Below are 16,979 nucleotides of genomic sequence, written 5' to 3' on the forward strand. Positions count from 1 at the left end.
ACGATAAATTGTATGTTCTATGAAACAAGTATTAGAATGTTGTTTGCTTTCATTGAGTCTATTTCTCTTTTTCTCCTGCGGGAAGGAGGAAGAAGGACCTATCCCAACCGATAGACAAGTGCCTATCGGGGTCACGGAAGCTTCTTTGAGTACGAGAGTGTCCACACGCGGAGTCATCAGTACTGCTACTTATAAATTGGGTCTTTTCCGTACGAACGCTAACGGATATCCACCTCAGTATGATGCCCCCTATACTTACAGTGCGGCTGGTTGGACCGCATTCACAGAGATACTGGTGGATCACCGTCCGGTGGGGCTGTACGCATATTATCCTTATCAGTCTGTATCATTTGTCGATAACACGACGACTGCGACTTTGGTTACCCAGATTTATGACGTAGCTAAAGATGTGTGTTACGGTACCGCTGCGGCTATTGATGGATCATCGGTGATAAATAATGATCATAAAGCAGTGCAATTTATTAATATGAAACATGCGTATGCCCGGTTGAAACTTACGTTTGTCCGAGGGACGAATGTGATGTCAGGCCGTAAATGTAAAATCGAAAACATAGTGTTGAAGAATAATTCAACCAATTTTTATCTTCAGCGGCAAGTCGATATAACTACCGGCGCGATTACCGGAGGGACTCCTGTGGTGGGGGGATATGTATACAATCCGAATGTAGAAATTGCATCCGGGAACCGGGTTTATGAATATTTACTTCCTCCGCAACCTTTGACCGATAGTAAATTGACCATTTCGGTAACGGTAGATGGTGAAGTCCGTACGGTTACGGTTACTGCGTTTGGCAGTGCATTGAATGCAGGAGGATACTATCATGTTACATTGACAATCAATGATGTGCAGATTGTTCCGAGTGCGAATGTAATCGACAATGGGTATGCGACGGATAATACTACCATTCAGAATAATACTCCAAGTGTGGTTTAAAATGACTGATAATAAATGATGGGAGAGGCTCGCTAAGTGTGAGGTTTATACGGGCTATCCACACCTTTTAATAAATTGATTTTAGATAGATAAGATGAAAAGAGAACTGAGCATGGTCTTGTGTCTGCTGTTGCTTCCGGGAATGGCAGGAGCGAAGGCCGGTGCCGACTCGCCGGAAAAAAAAACGGTGTCGGCAGTGAATAACAAACAAAAGGTACGACAGAAAATAACCCCGGTAGGTACTCGAAAGTCCACCTCGGTACGCCCTTTGTCCGTATGCGAGGTGAAGGTTGATCTGCCTACGGACAGCATGCTGCTCTCGTGGGTAGGCTTTTTGTCGCCTTCGGCTACGGAGGCACCGAAGGTTGAGGAGGTACGGCAGACAGTGCGTGGCAGCATCGTGCTGGATTACAGTCGTGGGCAGAAGACGAAGTATGATGAGCGTAACTTTGTAGAAGCTGTTTACAAACTTTTGGCTGTGACACGTCCGCTTAAAGAAACACCGGGTGTGAGTCTGGAAGGTATTCGTTTGACAGGTTATACGGCTCCGGACGGTGACTATCGGGCAAACGAACGTCTGGGCTTACAACGCGCACTGGCATTGAAAGATTATATACGGCGGGAGAAAAGCTTCGGAACAGTGCCTTTTGAGGTGAACTGGATAGCGGAGGATTGGAAAGGACTGACCGATCTGATAGTTGGGTCGGAGATGGCATTCAAAGAGTCTGTACTCGACATTATCCGTACAGTGGATGTGGTGGACGGGCGCGAACGAATGCTGATGGATTTGGCGGGTGGGACTGCCTATCACTATTTGTCGTCAGCTTTCTTCGGGAAGTTACGTCGCATCGACTACGAGGTAAGCTACGTAGACAGAAGTTTGGCGGCACAGCCATTGATAGGCATGACAGAAGGGGTGTCGGTTGTTACTTCGGGCAAACCGGAAGCATTCTCGGTGGCGGACTTCTGCCGCTTGGCAGAAGCACATGCCGTAGGTTCGGCTGAATTCAATGACTTGATGGACTTGGCGGGACGTCTTTATCCGGACAGTCCGGTGGCGTGCATCAACGCTGCCGGAGTAGCCTTGTTGCGTCGCGATACGGAGCGTGCCCGGAGATATCTGCAACGCTTTGCCACCCTGCCTGAAGCCGGGTGTAACATGGGTATTCTTTGTCTGCTTGAAGGTGACCGGGGAAAGGCGGAAGTTTACCTGAGCCTGGCACAGGCAGGAGGAAGCGTGTCGGCAGGGAGGGCACTGCGCTTCGTGCAAAGTAAGTAAAGGCTCACCACAGAATATACAGATTCACACGGAGTCGTTTTTTTCTCTTCGTGTGGTTTCGTTTAGTAAAGTATGAATAAAGAATCTATGAAAATCTGTGTAATCTGTGGTGAAAAGAAAAATGGAAAACACAAACTGACGAAAGTTATGGATATAGCGGAAATAGCAACAATGGCGTTTATCGCTTCGGGGATGACATACAATGCCGTGAAGTATTGGCGGGTGAACCGAAAAGTGCATCTCGCTCGTGAATGGCCGGTGAATCTGATTCTGAAGCGAATGGATTATTTGTCGGAAGAGTCTCGGAGAGCGGTCTTGTTGGTCTTTGACCGACGAGGATATCTGGTGCGCAAGTATCCTGAGGCGGATGTACTGAAACGGAGAAAAAGATGGCGGCTGCGTTGCACTGTACAGGAAGGAATGCTGAACTTCTGTGTGCTGTTTACACCCCATGCGCTCTGTCTGAGCGGAATACATCATCGTGATGATGTGTCCCGCCTGTTTGCCGGTCATGCCGGCATCTGTATTGCTGAAACGGGACTGCAGGAGATTATTCATGGCGCATCGTTGGAGTTGATAGTTGCCGGTACGGAAACAGACGAGGAAAATGAAAAGGTCGATTCTGCCACACTGAATGCATTGCTTCCGGCAGAAGTGATTACGGACGCAATGGCAAAGGATCTCCCGGTGGAGTTGAAGGGGTGTAGCGAACCATGGCATACGGGAAGCGTGCATTATGCAGAAGGTGAACCGGACAACTGGCTTGCCGTGCGCCGTGAGGGGGACCGGCTGTTGATGCAGTTTCGTACAAACTTTTCTGCCGTGGAACGGGAGGCAGCCATTGAGATAGGGAACGATGAGAGAGTACATTTGCTCAAGGTGCGTCAGCAAGTGATGGGCATTCATCCCACGTTGACGGTCAGCCGCCGGCTCTACGTCAGTACCGGGCGGAAGAACGAGGCGGTGACACTAACCGTTATCCCTGACAACGAACAGGCATGCTGGTGCGTGAAGAGTGTTAACGCTAACGACGGTGGATGTTGGTATTCGGTCTATCCGCCCGTAGGCCTGCAACAGAAAGGAAGCCAGAACTTGAAAGTGCACCTTGAAGCGAAACCTGCCAGTGTGCGTTCGCGCTCGCTGGTACTGACACTCGAGACGGGGACATATCCTTTCAGCCAGACGACAGATCTGTTATTGATGCAGGGTGTCTGCTTTGATTATTATATAGAGTATCCGCCGGAAGATCCTTGTGCACGACATAGCGGGGTGATAGAGATGCCACCGGGTTACAGGGAGGAGGTGAGGACATATAGTGTGTGTGTGGACAGTAACCAGTCGTGGCGTATCGTGAGCGATGAGGCGGCGGCCTGGGTGGAGGTGAGCGAACCTGAACTGTTGCAGGGACATTATGACGGACGGTTCACGGTGAAGGTACATTCTAATGCAGGATACCGGGTACGTGGTGGATTTCCGGCAGCGCGTCACACGGTGCTCTCGTTGGTGAATGATACGGGCGTGGTACGCGATATCCTTATTTATCAAGGTGGATACGTACGTATTCGGGGTAAATATTGGCTGGACCGTAATCTGGCGGCAGGCGGGAAATTAGCACAGGTAGCCATCCCGTTGGGGTTGGAAGTGGATACCACACTTAATCAGGGTACGTATTTTCAGTTTGGCTGTCCTACCGATCGATGGGATGAGAATTTTATGCCCTGTCGCGGCAGTTGGTACGATGGCACGGCAGAGAGTCCTGCACGGATTAATGAGTTGGACCCTTCACCTGAGGGGTGGAGGCTACCATCGCGTATTGAAATGGAGGCACTGATGAACAGTCCCGCTGCTCCGATGGAGCTTCAACGGGAGGAGGACCGGACGAATATCTGCCTTCTAAGTGACGACGGAGTACCAGTATACCTGCCGCTGTGCGGACACCGGAGCCATATCAACGGCTGCCGGATTGTGGTTCCGCACGGTCATCGTTACTGGACGGGGAGTAGTCAAAGTCCGGTATATGGCTATTCGCTTTGCGTAGAACCCAGCCGGCAGATGTACTTGATGCACGATATGAAGAAGTATGGGTTTCCGGTGAGAAGCATTTTCAATGATGAACGATGAATGATTAATGATAAACTTTGAAGAGTATGATAGAAATAAGGAAGATTGAAGAGATACGGAGGGGCGTGGATATTCCGGAGATTACAGCGATATATGATCCGCTGAGCGGGAAGAGAGACGGAACGATCACACCGATGGCACCGGTGGTGGTTTTGGGATCTAATTTCAGTCGCTATCAGGAGGATTGCAGATTGTGCCTGGTGGCGCAGAAGAAACCGGTGGAGGTGATCGAAATCAAACTTGTGTATACATATTCGGATAAGAAGGTGATTGTGGCCATCCCGGAACTAAAGCCGGGGAAGTATCGGCCTGCGGTGCGGCTGAAGGAGGGCAAAGGAGAGGTGTATGTGCTGCCTGCGCTGTGGATGGTGAGGGGAAGATGGAAAAAATGAAGAACGATAAACATAAGCAAAATGAATATAAGGAAGAATCTGGCGGCGTTTGTCTCGACGGTGGTGCTGATGGCGCTGGTGGTGGTTTGTCTTGGCGTGGTGTTGGTGAAAGCTTGCTCGGAGACGGAAGAACAGGAAGAGGCGAGAATAGAGTCTGTAATCGGATCTGCGGTGAAGGACTCAGTGCATACGATACATTACACGCGACCGGAGATACCGCAGATGATGACTGAGCCGGCGGATCGGGCGGCTTATTACGTGAAGCATTATTGGGACAGCTACCTGACGGGTGACACGACATGGGTGAACAGCGAGGATACGGAGCAACTATATGTCGACTTCATCGATGCGCTGAAGTATGCTGCGCCGGAGGCGAGTTTGGGAGCGTTGCATGCCATGATGGTGAGGATGGAGGCCGATAGCACAGCGTACCGGCGTTTCTGCTTGCTGGGTGAGAAGTACCTCTATGAGCCGAACTCGCCGATGCGCAATGAAGATTATTACATTGCTGTGCTGAAGCAGATGGTGGGGTCCGGACAATTGACCGAGTTAGAGAAAGCTCGCCCGGCGGACCGATTGAAACAGGCGCACAAAAACCGTCCGGGGATGAAGGCGGCGGACTTTGCATACGTTACCCCGAAGGGCAAGGGCGGGCGGATGAGTGGATTGAAGGCGGAGTATACATTACTATTCTTCTATGATCCGGACTGTTCGAACTGTCAGGAGTATGAGAAGCTCCTCGCAGAGATGCCCGCTTTTGTGGAAATGGTAAAGCAGGGTACGCTGTGCGTGCTGGCTGTTTATCCGGACGAGAACGAGGAAGAGTGGCTGGTTGGGGCATCGCACATGCCGCAAGGATGGATTGTGGGCTGGAACAAGGTGGGGGATATTCGTAATCGGCAGCTCTATGATATTCGTGCCACACCGAGCCTTTATCTGCTGGATCATCGGAAGCGGGTGATTCTGAAAGATGCATCGATGGACCAGTTGGTCGGTTATCTGGCAACACGGGACGAAAAGAAGAAATAAGGATATTGAAAATTTGTCTGACCCCGGTTACCTCTTCCTATAGGGGCATGTACAACAGTGGTTGTCGTTTATTCTTGTTAGGAACTAATTGGAGGAGGTACCGGGGTTTTATTCATCACAGAGGACAAAGTGTTCACAGAGTTAGAATTAAATTTACTCCGTGTCCTCTGTGATCTCTGTGGTGAAATCTTTATTTGAAGCCATTATTCGATATTCATCGTCAACTGTATCCGTTTCCGCTCGAAGTCAATGCTCAGTACTTTCACCGTGACATGTTGATGGATGGAGACCACTTCGGTGGGATCGGTGATGAATCGGTCGGCAAGCTGGGAGAGATGGACAAGCCCGTTTTCCTTGATACCTATGTCCACGAAAGCGCCGAAATTGGTGATATTGCTGACGATACCGGGAAGCACCATGCCTTCGCGGAGGTCATTGATGGTGCGGACATTCCGGTCGAATTCAAAAACCTGTATTGTGTCACGCGGGTCACGTCCCGGTTTATCGAGCTCTTGGAGAATATCTTTCAGAGTGGGGAGCCCTACGGTGGGGGTGATATACTTTTCTATTTCGATACGGTTGCGCAGGGCTTTGTCGGCAATTAATTGGGGTACGGTACATGATAGATCCTTTGCCATCTGATTGACAATACCATAACTTTCGGGGTGTACCGCAGTGTTGTCCAGTGGGTTCTCGCCACCGGCGATGCGAAGAAATCCTGCACACTGTTCAAAGGCTTTGGCTCCCATCCGGGGTACTTTCATCAGCTCTTTGCGAGAAGAGAAAGCGCCGTTGGCGGCACGGTAGGAGACGATGTTTTGTGCCAGTTGCGGACCCAGTCCGGAGATGTAAGTGAGCAGATGGCTACTGGCGGTATTGAGGTTGACACCTACCTGGTTGACACAGTTCTCCACAGTCTGGTCGAGCGATTTCTTTAGTTTCGTCTGGTCTACGTCGTGTTGGTACTGACCTACACCGATGGATTTGGGATCGATTTTGACCAATTCTGCCAACGGGTCCATCAGGCGGCGGGCAATGGATACGGCGCCGCGGACGGTGACATCATAATCGGGGAACTCGTCGCGGGCTATCTTGGAAGCGGAGTAGATGGAAGCACCCTGCTCGCTGACAACAAATACCTGTACGGGGCGGTCGAACTGCTGGTGGGTGACAAAGGCTTCTGTCTCACGGCTGGCAGTCCCATTGCCGATGGCGATAGCTTCTATCTTGTAGGCTTCTATCATTTTCCGGAGTTTGGATGCGGCTTCGGCTTTTTTGTCTACCGGGGGATGCGGGTAGATATTTTCGTTGTGTACCAGATTACCTTGCGCATCGAGGCAGACCACTTTGCAGCCGGTACGGAATCCGGGGTCGATACCCATGACACGCTTTTGTCCCAAGGGTGGAGCAAGAAGCAGTTGGCGCAGGTTTTCGGCAAAGACACGGATGGCCTCATCGTCTGCCCGCTCTTTGCTGATACCGGCAAACTCGGTTTCTATAGAAGGTTTCAGCAGGCGGCGGTAGGCATCCTGCACGGCTTCGGATACATGGCGTCCGCATTCGTTGGCGTTGCGGACAAACTGACGTTCAAGCCGTTCGAGGCATTCATCGTCATCGGGAGTAATGCTGACCTTCAGTAGTCCTTCGGCTTCGGCACGGCGGATGGCAAGCAGGCGATGTGAAGTACAGCGTTTCAAGAGAGAAGAGAAGTCGAAATAGTCGCGGTATTTGGCAGCCTCTTCGTCTTTTCCCTTTACTACTTTGGCGGTGATAACTGCCTGGCGGGCAAAGAGGTTACGCACGGTATTGCGGGCACGTTCGTCTTCGCTAACCTGCTCGGCAATGATGTCGCGGGCGCCTTTCAGGGCATCATCGGCATCTTTGACATCGCCTTTCACGAAGGCGGAAACCCGGGTATTGAGGTTGTTCTCCCGCTGCATCATTATCAGTAGGGCAAGGGGTTCGAGCCCCTTCTGACGGGCAGCTTCCGCACGGGTCTTGCGTTTAGGCTTGTAGGGCAGATAGATGTCTTCAAGGGCGGTGGCATCCCAGGTCGCATCGATGCGTTGCTGTAATTCGGGTGTCAGTTTGCCCTGTTCGCCGATGGTGCCAAGAATGGTTTCTTTACGCTTGGCGAGATCGGAGAGTTTATCATACTGTGTTTTGATGGCTTCTATCTGCACTTCGTCCAGTCCGCCGGTGATTTCCTTACGGTAGCGGCTGATGAAAGGGATTGTAGCCCCCTCGGTCAATAACCTGAGGGTATTGCTGATTTGCTTTTCCGGCAGGTTGAGTGCTGCCGAAATCATTTTGTGAAAGATTTCCATAAACTATTTTTAGGACATTGAGCGACAAATGTACGCAATAAATCTACTATAACCATCAACTTTTAGTATCTTTGCAGGCATAAAAAACGGATACACACACTCTAAAACAGATGAATATGCCGGTATCATTTAAATATACTCTTTTTTTGCTCCTGATAGTTATTAGCTGTTGCCGTCCCTTGACGGGATATGCCGCTACCGGAGAGAAACCAATCCTTATGATCTGTTCATACAATCCGGGAGCGTATCCAACTTCGGCCAATGTTTCCGACTTTATGGATGAATATGATAGGCTGGGGGGTAAAAGGGGAGTGGTCATTGAAAATATGAACTGTAAAAGCTTCTCCGATTTTCCTCGTTGGAAGGGAGTGATGAAGGATATTTTAAATAAATATCGGGGAGATCAGGAACCGGCGCTAATTATTCTGTTCGGACAAGAGGCATGGGCATCTTATTTGTCTCTGAACGACTCGGTAACAGGAGAGGCACCCGTTATGTGCGCACTGACCAGCCGGAATGTGGTGTTACTGCCGGATGATGAAAAAGATCTGGTGCACTGGATGCCGGAATCATCCGATTTTTATGAAGATAACCTGAAACGGCAGGTTCGTGGTGGATTTATGTATGATTATGATATCGCGTCGAATATCCGCATGATCCGGGCCATTTATCCGGACACAAAGAATATCGCTTTTATATCGGACAATACTTATGGAGGCGTCACTTTGCAGGCGCATGTGCGGAGGGAGATGAAAAAGTTTCCTGATATAAATCTGATTCTACTGGATGGACGCGAACACACTATTTATACCATTGTGGACGAACTTCGGAAACTGCCTAAACACACAGTTGTACTGATAGGTACGTGGAGGGTGGATAAGAACGAAGGTTATTTTATGCGGAATGCCACGTACTCGATGATGGAAGCAGTTCCGGACATACCGGCATTTACAGCAAGTTCGATCGGTTTGGGCTATTGGGCTGTCGGAGGGGTAGTTCCTGCTTTCCGGACATTTGGGAAAGAACTGGCAGGGGAAACGGTCAAGTTTTTGGAAAACCCCGGAGATACGACGCTACAGGTGGAGTTGGTAGGCACGGAAGCACTTCTGGATAGTAAAAAAGTGAAGGAGCAGAAGATTGATGTGGCTGCTTTGCCGATGAAAGTGAAATTGGTCAATGAATCACCTTCTTTTTATCAGCAATATCGGTATCAGATTTGGGGTGGAGTGGGTGTTCTGTGCCTTTTGGTTATGGGATTGCTGGTTTCTATCTATTTCTATCTGCGGACAAAGCGGTTGAAAGACGATCTGGAGCGTTCGCAGGCGGATTTGTATGAGGCGAAGGATCGGGCGGAAGAATCGAATCGGTTGAAAAGTGCTTTCCTCGCTAATATGAGTCATGAGATACGGACACCACTGAACGCGATTGTGGGCTTTTCGGATGTACTGGCTTCGGGCGGAAGTTCAGAAGAGGATCAGCGGAATTATTTCAGAATTATCCAGTCGAACTCCGATTTGTTGTTACGGCTGATTAATGATATACTTGACCTTTCGAGGCTTGAGGCGGACAAAGTGACATTGACTCCGGAAGACTGTGACGTGGTTCAACTGTGCAGGCAGGCGTTGTCATCGGTAGAGATGTCGCGTCGGGAATCGGGTAATCGGTTTGTTTTTGAAACCCAAACCGAATCTTTTGTTTTACAGGTGGATATCCAGCGTTTGCAGCAGGTACTTATCAATCTGCTGACGAATGCAGCGAAGTTTACCAAAAATGGTACGATTACATTGCAGTTTGAGGTGGAGAAGGAGAAGAACCGGGTGTTGTTTGCGGTGGCGGATACCGGATGCGGCATTCCGAAGGAGAAACAGAAACAGGTGTTCGAACGGTTTGAGAAGCTGAACGAGTATGCACAAGGTACCGGACTGGGACTCTCTATCTGTAAGCTGACAGTAGATAAGTGGGGTGGCAGTATCTGGATTGATCCTGACTATGAAAGAGGGGCGAGGTTTGTAGTTTCGCATCCGTTGTAAGAAAAAGAGACTGTCACAGGGTCACACAGAGTTTATTCTCTATTTAAATCCTCTCAGTGAGACTCTGTGTGACTCTGTGGTGAATCAAATTTAAAACATTATTATGATGAAAAGATTGATTTGTATTTATGCTTTCTTGCTTTGCCTGGTATGTGTATTGCCGGCACAAGAGAGAGAGGTGAAACTCAAGATTGTGCAGACCAGCGATGTACATGGTAATTACTTCCCTTATAATTTTATCACTCAGCAAGAGTGGGGCGGAAGCCTTGCACGCGTGTATGCGTTGGTGCAGAAGAATAGGGAAGTTTATAAAGAGAACCTTATTTTGCTGGATAACGGAGATATTCTGCAAGGACAGCCTTCGGCTTACTACTATAATTATATAGATACAGTGACACCACATGTCTGTGCCGAAATGATGAACTTTATGGGATACGATGCCGGAAACATGGGAAATCATGATGTAGAAACGGGACGCCCTGTATTCGACCGTTGGATCGGTGAGTGTAACTTTCCGGTGCTGGGGGCTAATATTATCGAAACGGCTACGGGCAAGACCCATCTTCCTCCCTATCAAGTGTTGGAACGTGACGGGGTGAAAATTGTGATATTGGGCATGATTACGCCGGCTATTCCCGCTTGGTTGTCGGAGAACCTGTGGCAGGGGTTGCGATTTGACGATATGGAGGAGACAGCACGGAAGTGGATGAAAGTGATCCGTGAGAAGGAAAAACCGGATTTGGTGATCGGGCTGTTTCATGCAGGGCAGGATGCTTTTGTGATGTCGGGTAAGTATAACGAGAATGCATCGTTGAATGTGGCGAAGAATGTGCCGGGATTCGATATGGTACTGATGGGGCATGACCATGCCAAGGAGTGCAAAAAGATAGTGAACGTTGCGGGTGACTCCGTGCTGGTGATTGATCCGGCAAGCAACGGGATCGTAGTGTCGGACATTGATGTGACACTGAAACTGAAAGACGGTAGAGTGGTGAGCAAACAGATAGACGGGGTATTGACGGATACAAAAGAATATGGTGTAAGTGAATCCTTTATGAGACATTTTGCAGTGCAATATGGTGCGGTAGAGAAGTTTGTTTCGAAGAAAATCGGTGTGTTTACGGAAGACCTGTCTACTCGTCCGGCCTATTTCGGTTCGTCGGCGTTTATCGATTTTATCCATTCGCTGCAACTCGACATCTCGGGGGCAGACATTTCGTTTGCCGCTCCGCTATCGTTTGATGCTCAGATAAAGAAAGGAGATATCTGCGTGAGCGATATGTTCAACCTGTATAAATATGAAAATATGCTTTATGTAATGAAGCTATCGGGAAAAGAGATTAAAGATTTTCTGGAGGAATCCTATTATATGTGGACGAATCAGATGAAGTCGCCGGAAGATCATTTGCTGTGGTTGAAGGAGAAACGTACGGCGGGTGCCGAAGACCGGGCCTCGTTCCAGAATTTCAGCTTTAACTTCGATTCGGCTGCCGGAATCATTTATACAGTGGATGTGACTAAACCGAAAGGAGAGAAAGTGACCATCGTCAGCATGGCAGACGGTGCTCCGTTCCGAATGGATCATATATATAAGGTAGCACTGAACTCTTACCGTGGCAACGGCGGTGGAGAACTACTGACAAAGGGATCGGGAATTCCACAAGAAAAGCTGAAAGAGCGTATCATATTCTCAACGGATAAAGATCTCCGTTTTTATCTAATGCAGTATATCGAAAAGAAAGGCACACTGAATCCCCGTGCGCTGAACCAGTGGAAATTTATTCCCGAAGAGTGGGTGAAGCCCGCTGCAGAGAGGGATTATGAATATCTGTTTGGAACTAAATAATAGAATATGGCTGAAGAACTTACATTTATATCGGGCAGCAAAGAGGAACAATATCTCTCTTTGTTGCCTCAGGTAAAGGCTCTGATAGAGGGGGAAGAGGACCTGGTTGCCAATTTGGCTAATGTAGCTGCTGTCCTGAAGGAGGCTTTTGACTTTTTCTGGGTAGGTTTTTATCTGGTGAAGCAGGACCGGCTGGTACTGGGACCATTTCAGGGACCGGTGGCCTGTACGCGCATTCGAAAAGGTAAAGGAGTTTGCGGCACGGCCTGGGAGGAAGCTAAAACCCAATTGGTTCCGGATGTGGAAGCTTTCCCGGGACATATTGCTTGCAGCTCGCTTTCCAGATCGGAAATTGTGGTTCCACTGATAAAGGAAGGTAGGGTATGGGGAGTGTTAGACATAGACAGTGATCTCCTGAATTTCTTTGATGAAACCGACCGGAAATATCTGGAAGAAATGTGCGGCTATTTATCGAAATAATGACTATCTTTGCCGCCTTAAAATAAGAGTATAGTAGGTGGGATACATCAAAAGAGTTCTATTATCGTTTCTGTTGTTGACGCTGTTCGTGACGTACCAGGTGAGCATTACGATGTTTACCCATGTGCATTACGTAAACGGTGTAATGATTGCGCACTCTCACCCCTATAAAGGTACTCACTCACATTCTACATCTAATATTGTTGTTATTGCCCATTTTGCTACATTCCATTCGCTGGAAGCCCATGTGCAATATGATTTTACACCCGAACGGCCGATTCTGTTCACTGTGGAGATACCGGAGAGTATACCGGTGACAGCCGGGACACATCTACAGGTGATTTCTCTGCGGGCTCCTCCGGCAGAGTTAGCTTAAAAATGGGGAATCCCCCTTTTTTCTATTACTCATTTACATATTAATATATTAATGCGAATCAGTCTTTGGGTATGAACGTCATGCTTTCCAAAGAACAGGTGCTGCATGTAAGTGTGTTACATGTGGTACTGCTGATCCGTCTTTTATGGCTAACAAAAAATAATGAAACATTATATAGTTATGCTTGTGCTTGCTTGTGTAGGCATGAGTTCGTATGCGGTCAATCCGATTAAAGAAGGTAATATGATTGCCGGACACGTTATTGTGAAAGGCACTGAAGAGAGTATTCCGTTTGCAACAGTGATGATTTTGGGAACCAACCGTGGTGCGGTATCCAATGAGGAAGGACAATTTGAGTTTCGTAAACTGGCTGCCGGTAAATATACGCTTCGTGTACAGGTGATGGGATATAAAACACAGGAAAAAACAATTACGGTCAGTGCAGAGGCTACGTCCGTGGTTCATTTCCAGATGGAAGAAGTAAGTTTTACGACAGATGAAGTGGTTGTCTCGGCCAACCGGAATGAGGTGAGCCGGAAGGCGGCGCCGGTGGTGGTGAACGTGATGAGCGCCAAGCTTTTTGAAACGGTGAATTCTACCGACCTGGCGAAGTCGCTTAATTTTCAATCAGGGCTGCGGGTAGAGAACAATTGTCAGAACTGCGGTTTTCCGCAAGTACGTATCAATGGATTGGAAGGTCCTTACTCGCAAATTCTGATTAATAGCCGTCCTATCATCAGCGCATTGTCGGGAGTGTATGGGCTGGAACAGATTCCGGTAAATATGATCGAACGTGTGGAAGTGGTGCGCGGAGGTGGATCGGCTCTGTTTGGGGCCAATGCTGTGGGAGGTACAATCAATATTATTACAAAAGATCCGATAAACAATTCTTTTCAGGTGGCAAGCACGATGTCTAATATGAATGGTAAGTCGTGGGAGCAATATATGGGAGGAAACGTTTCTCTGGTTGCGAAAGATAATTCGTACGGTATCGCTTTGTATGAGACATACCGAAATCGTAATCCTTATGATGCGGACGGGGATGGTTTTTCGGAACTGGGCAAATTGAATATGAATACTTTCGGGATGCGTGCATACTATCGTCCCAACTATTTCAGCCGCATCAATGTGGAGTATCACACAACAAATGAATTTCGCCGGGGTGGCAATAAATTCAATTTACAACCTCACGAATCGGATATTACCGAACAAACAAAACATATTATCAATAGCGGAGGATTAAGTTATGACCGTTATTGGGGAGAGAAGCATAAGATGTCTGTATATGGATCTATCCAGCATACGGATCGCAACAGCTATTACGGTGCTCAACAGGATATGAATGCGTATGGTAAAACAAACGATCTGACTTGGGTAGTGGGAGGTATGTATGTGGGAAATATGGACCGTTGTCTTTTTGCCCCTGCTACATTTACAGGTGGTGTAGAGTATCAGAATAACTCTCTGCACGATGTGATGACCGGGTATCATCGTGACATGCAGCAGGATGTCCGTATTGCCGGAGGATTTGTACAGAACGAATGGCGCTTGAACCGCTGGACCATGCTCGTGGGAGCACGTCTGGACAAGCATAACCTGATCGATCATCCGATCTTTAGCCCGCGTGTGAATTTTCTATATAAGCCGAGCGATAATTTGCAGGCACGTCTGACATACTCTACCGGCTTCCGGGCCCCGCAGGCTTACGATGAAGACCTGCATGTGACAGCTGTGGGAGGTGAAGGGGTGCAGATCCGACTGGCTGAGGGGTTACGTGAAGAACGTTCCAACAGCTTTAGTGGTTCGGTGGATTGGTCGTTCCCAATGGGACACTGGCAGTCTAATATTCTTCTGGAAGGTTTTTATACTGATCTGCATCATGTATTTGTGCTCGAGGATATCGGTCTGGACGAGAATGGAGATAAGATAAAGGAGCGCCGGAATGGTAGCGGGGCGAAAGTATATGGTGTCAATCTGGATGCGAAGGTAGCTCACGGGCGTGAGGCACAGTTGCAATTGGGATTTACAGTGCAACGCAGCAGATACAACCGGGCAGAGATATGGACCAGTGAAGGAGAAGAAGAACAGACAACGAAACGCATGCCCCGTACGCCGGACTACTACGGTTACTTCACTTTTACTTCGGCGCCGCTGAAGAATTTTGATTTCTCGCTTTCGGGTACTTATACCGGTAAGATGATTGTGCCGCACATGGCCGGATACATCGAGAAGTCACGCATGGAGCACACCCCGCAATTCATGGATCTCAACCTGAAACTGAATTATACTTTTGTGCTGAAAGATCATATCAAAATGCAGGTAAACGGAGGAGTACAGAATATATTTAATAGCTTCCAGAAGGATCTGGATAAGGGAGAATTCCGGGATGCAGGTTACTTCTACGGACCGACTCAGCCGAGGACTTATTTTGTGGGGATAAAGATTATGAATTAAGTTTCTGATTTTATTCATATCTTTGTGATATCACATTTGAATTCTAAAAACAGAAGACCATGAATAAAGAAGTAGATCTTTCAGTATCCTGCCTTGGTAAGGTGAAAGGGCTGAAATATGATGTTATTATTTTGCCGTGGGGAGCTACGGAACCCCATAATTTACATTTGCCGTATCTTACCGATTGCATTCTTCCCCATGATATTGCCGTGGAGGCAGCCGAACTGGCACTTAGCCGTTCGGGTGTCCGTTGCATGGTGATGCCGCCGGTACCTTTCGGAGCGCATAATCCCGGGCAGCGTGAATTGCCGTTCTGTATCCATACCCGATATGCCACCCAGCAGGCTATTCTGGAAGACATCGTATCGTCCCTTCATGTACAAGGATTTCGTAAGCTGTTGATTTTGAGTGGACACGGAGGAAATAATTTCAAAGGGATGATTCGTGACCTTGCTTTTGAATATCCCGACTTTCTGATTGCTGCCGCAAACTGGTTTGAAGTGGTGTCGTCCAAAGGCTATTTTGAAGCGGAGATTGACGACCATGCGGGAGAATCGGAAACTTCCGTGATGATGCACTATCATCCGGAACTGGTGAATCTGGCTGAGGCCGGTGATGGTGAATCGAAACCGTTTGCCATTGCTTCGCTGAACGAAAAAGTAGCTTGGGTACCTCGCCATTGGGACAAAGCAACGGTAGACAGTGGAGTAGGAAACCCGAAAAAAGCAACAGCGGAAAAAGGAGAGCGTTATGTGAAACCGATCGTAGAGAAACTCGCCGGACTTTTTGAAGAAATGGCACAGCATGATCTATATGAATGATGGAAAGTGTCTGATAAAAAACAGGCAGCGTCAACTATTTGACGCTGCCTGTTTTTTTAATTGTTACCTAAAAACTAATCTTTATTCCTATAAACAACAACCTATTTATTAACTGCTGCAAAAATACAGCATGTAGTTGAATTACGTTTTGATATAAATCAAAAAATGTTTTTTACAGTACTCCCGAACGAACACGACTGAGTGTTTCCGGGGTCATCAGCAGGTAGGATGCAATATGTGATAACGGAGCTCGTTTGATGATCTCCGGATGATGGTGCAAGAGCAGGTTGTAGCGTTCGCGTGCTGTTTCGAAACGCCATGAATCGGCCTTTATTTGCGATACGATGAGTGAGTATTCCAGTACCTTACGATAGAAAGCATTGATTTCTTTGGATTGTTCCAGCAACTTTTGCAGGACGTCATAAGGGAGCATATATACTACCGCCGGTTCCAATGCTTCAGCCATGAGGTGGGTAGGTTCTTGTTTTAACAGGCTTTCGATGCACATCAGGATACATCCTTCGTATGAGAAGTGCTCGGTGACATCTTTTCCGTTTTTATAATAAAATTGCCGCAACATCCCTTTACCGACGAAAACCATGTGGCGGCTTATTTGTCCTTCGTTCAACAACATTTCACCCTTTTCCAGCTCTTTGCGTATCAAGACCTGTGCCAGTAGTTCTCGTCCCTCTCTGTTCATCTCCGGATATCTGGAGTTTACAACAATATCCACTGTCTCTTTCAGGTTTTCCATTATGTTATTATATTGATAAGTTATTATAGATTGCGGGGCAAAAGTACGAAAATCGGTTGATATAAATCAATTTTTCAAAGTAAAAAGATTCGTTTTACTCCGATGTCCGGCTGGA

The 16,979-nt window shown here is 47.9% G+C and carries 13 protein-coding genes; 11 read left to right on the forward strand and 2 right to left on the reverse strand.

All coding sequences use genetic code 11. The features are described from left to right. Window positions 1–19: 19 nt before the first annotated feature. From FDF36_RS00245 to FDF36_RS00265, 5 genes are all read left to right on the forward strand, one after another. Complete coding sequence (locus FDF36_RS00245; RefSeq protein WP_220389896.1) at window positions 20–955, forward strand: fimbrillin family protein; 936 nt, start codon at window positions 20–22, stop codon at window positions 953–955. Window positions 956–1,049: 94 nt separating this feature from the next. After that, entirely contained in the window at window positions 1,050–2,234 is a 1,185-nt protein-coding gene (locus tag FDF36_RS00250) for an OmpA family protein (RefSeq protein WP_259281340.1), read from the forward strand. Between the two features lie 147 nt (window positions 2,235–2,381). Further along, complete coding sequence (locus tag FDF36_RS00255; RefSeq protein WP_220390453.1) at window positions 2,382–4,355, forward strand: hypothetical protein; 1,974 nt, start codon at window positions 2,382–2,384, stop codon at window positions 4,353–4,355. A 26-nt stretch (window positions 4,356–4,381) separates the two neighbouring features. Then, entirely contained in the window at window positions 4,382–4,747 is a 366-nt protein-coding gene (locus FDF36_RS00260) for a DUF4469 domain-containing protein (RefSeq protein ID WP_220389897.1), read from the forward strand. A 21-nt stretch (window positions 4,748–4,768) separates the two neighbouring features. Beyond that, on the forward strand, window positions 4,769–5,776 hold the full coding sequence (locus tag FDF36_RS00265; RefSeq protein WP_220389898.1) for a DUF5106 domain-containing protein: 1,008 nt from the start codon (window positions 4,769–4,771) through the stop codon (window positions 5,774–5,776). A 203-nt stretch (window positions 5,777–5,979) separates the two neighbouring features. On the opposite strand, the gene FDF36_RS00270 is transcribed toward FDF36_RS00265, so the two are convergent. After that, a complete protein-coding gene (locus FDF36_RS00270) occupies window positions 5,980–8,103 on the reverse strand; it encodes a Tex family protein (RefSeq protein WP_032539407.1) in 2,124 nt (707 codons plus the stop codon). Between the two features lie 116 nt (window positions 8,104–8,219). On the opposite strand from FDF36_RS00270, the gene FDF36_RS00275 reads away from it, so the two are divergent. The 6 genes from FDF36_RS00275 to FDF36_RS00300 all read left to right on the forward strand — a co-directional run bounded on the left by FDF36_RS00275 (window position 8,220) and on the right by FDF36_RS00300 (window position 16,110). Continuing rightward, a complete protein-coding gene (locus tag FDF36_RS00275; RefSeq protein WP_220390454.1) occupies window positions 8,220–10,133 on the forward strand; it encodes a sensor histidine kinase in 1,914 nt (637 codons plus the stop codon). A gap of 106 nt (window positions 10,134–10,239) precedes the next feature. Then, window positions 10,240–11,979 carry a bifunctional metallophosphatase/5'-nucleotidase gene (locus FDF36_RS00280; protein ID WP_220390455.1) on the forward strand — a complete coding sequence of 580 codons (1,740 nt, stop codon included), beginning with the start codon at window positions 10,240–10,242 and terminating at the stop codon, window positions 11,977–11,979. 6 nt (window positions 11,980–11,985) lie between these two features. Next, window positions 11,986–12,459 (forward strand): GAF domain-containing protein, encoded by a 474-nt coding sequence (locus FDF36_RS00285; protein WP_220389899.1) that lies wholly within the window; start codon window positions 11,986–11,988, stop codon window positions 12,457–12,459. A 37-nt stretch (window positions 12,460–12,496) separates the two neighbouring features. Next, entirely contained in the window at window positions 12,497–12,835 is a 339-nt protein-coding gene (locus FDF36_RS00290; RefSeq protein WP_220389900.1) for a hypothetical protein, read from the forward strand. A 162-nt stretch (window positions 12,836–12,997) separates the two neighbouring features. Next, window positions 12,998–15,289, forward strand: a complete 2,292-nt coding sequence (locus FDF36_RS00295; protein WP_220389901.1) for a TonB-dependent receptor — start codon at window positions 12,998–13,000, stop codon at window positions 15,287–15,289. A gap of 59 nt (window positions 15,290–15,348) precedes the next feature. After that, window positions 15,349–16,110: a creatininase family protein gene (locus tag FDF36_RS00300; RefSeq protein ID WP_220389902.1), complete on the forward strand. Its 762-nt coding sequence runs from the start codon at window positions 15,349–15,351 to the stop codon at window positions 16,108–16,110. Between the two features lie 172 nt (window positions 16,111–16,282). Here FDF36_RS00300 and FDF36_RS00305 read toward each other — a convergent pair whose 3' ends face one another. Beyond that, complete coding sequence (locus tag FDF36_RS00305; RefSeq protein WP_005786786.1) at window positions 16,283–16,864, reverse strand: Crp/Fnr family transcriptional regulator; 582 nt, start codon at window positions 16,862–16,864, stop codon at window positions 16,283–16,285. Window positions 16,865–16,979 lie beyond the last annotated feature (115 nt).

Source organism: Bacteroides fragilis (assembly GCF_019583405.1).
Classification (GTDB): Bacteria; Bacteroidota; Bacteroidia; order Bacteroidales; family Bacteroidaceae; genus Bacteroides; species Bacteroides fragilis_B.